The following is a 1,338-nucleotide window of genomic DNA, read 5'->3' as shown; positions in this document are numbered from 1 at the left end:
TGAACTGACCCCAAAAAGTTAGACAAAGATTCAAAAGAAAATCTATGCAAAGCGACTAAGAGGAATCTTGGTCGCTTTTGCTATGCAGCTTTCTGTCTGAAATCTATAGGAGATAGACCATTAAGCTTAAGCTTAATGCGTTTGTTGTTGTACCATTCTATGTATTCATGAAGCTCTTCAATGAAATGCTCGACAGAATGAAATTCCTGCAAATAGAGAAGCTCCGTTTTCAGCAAACTGAAAAAGTTCTCGGCACAGGCATTGTCAAGACAATTCCCTTTTCGGGACATGCTCTGTTTGACGCCTTTCTCTTTCAGCATTTTTTGATAGTGCTTGTGCTGATACTGCCATCCTTGATCGGAATGAAGAATCAGATTTGTATTGTCCGGTATTTTTGAAAACGCTTTCTCAAGCATATCTGTTACCTGGTTCAAATTCGGATGACGGCTTAAATTGTATGAGATCACTTCGCCATTATATAAATCAATGATGGGTGACAGATACAGCTTAATTCCAAACAACGCAAATTCAGTAACGTCAGTTACCCACTTCTGATTTGGCTTATCTGCTTTGAAATCCCGTTCCAAAAGATTCGGTGCGATTCTGCCGACATCACCCTTGTATGAGTTGTACTTGTGCATACGAACACGGCAAAATATACCCATTTTACGCATCAGTTTCTGTACTGTCTTGTGATTGACAACAAACTTCTTCTTCAATTCTTTGGTGATTCTCCGATATCCATAACGACCTTTGCTTTCATCGTAAATGCGGCGTATTTCAGTTTTGATTTCAGCATATCGATCCGGCTTTGGATGATCAAATTGCTTACTGTAATAGTAGTAGGTACTGCGGGGAATATTAGCAATCTCAATGAGCAGCCCTATCTTATGTTCATGCCTCAGTTCCCATATCACTTGTGCTTTTTCTCTTGCCGTACCCTCTCGGCAACCAAGGCATTCAATTTTTTTAAGTATGCATTCTCCGCACGAAGGCGCTGTACTTCTGCAATCAGATCTTCTTCTACTTCTTTCTTGATTTTCGGAGACCGCCCTGTGGATTTCCTTCCTCTGCGTTCTACGTAAAGTCCCTCCGCTCCTTCCTCAAGATAGATTCGTTCCCAGGCTGTTACTCTGCTGTTCGGTATGTCAAATTGATGTGCAGTTTCACGATAGCTTAACTTTTCTCTGTGCATTGTTTCCACTACTTTGATTTTGAATTCCGGCGTGTATCTTTTGTTCGGCTGTCCTTTTGGCATAAAAATGCCCCCTTTCGTTAGACTTTTTAATTGGTATATTTCTATTATACCATATTGTCTAACAAAAGGGGAGCATTTCA

The 1,338-nt window shown here is 40.4% G+C and carries 2 protein-coding genes; both read right to left on the bottom strand.

Translation table 11 applies throughout. The features are described from left to right. Nucleotides 1-80: 80 nt before the first annotated feature. Nucleotides 81-917, bottom strand: a complete 837-nt coding sequence (locus DXB92_RS13160) for an IS3 family transposase (RefSeq protein ID WP_181977095.1) — start codon at nt 915-917, stop codon at nt 81-83. Further along, nucleotides 914-1,338: helix-turn-helix domain-containing protein (locus DXB92_RS13155; protein ID WP_117734223.1), on the bottom strand; the 425-nt coding region annotated here is incomplete at its 5' end. The genes DXB92_RS13155 and DXB92_RS13160, both read right to left, overlap by 4 nt.

The organism is Ruminococcus sp. OM06-36AC, from assembly GCF_003438725.1.
Lineage (GTDB): Bacteria > Bacillota > Clostridia > Oscillospirales > Ruminococcaceae > Ruminococcus_C > Ruminococcus_C callidus.
This window is presented reverse-complemented; position numbering and strand designations above follow the sequence as displayed.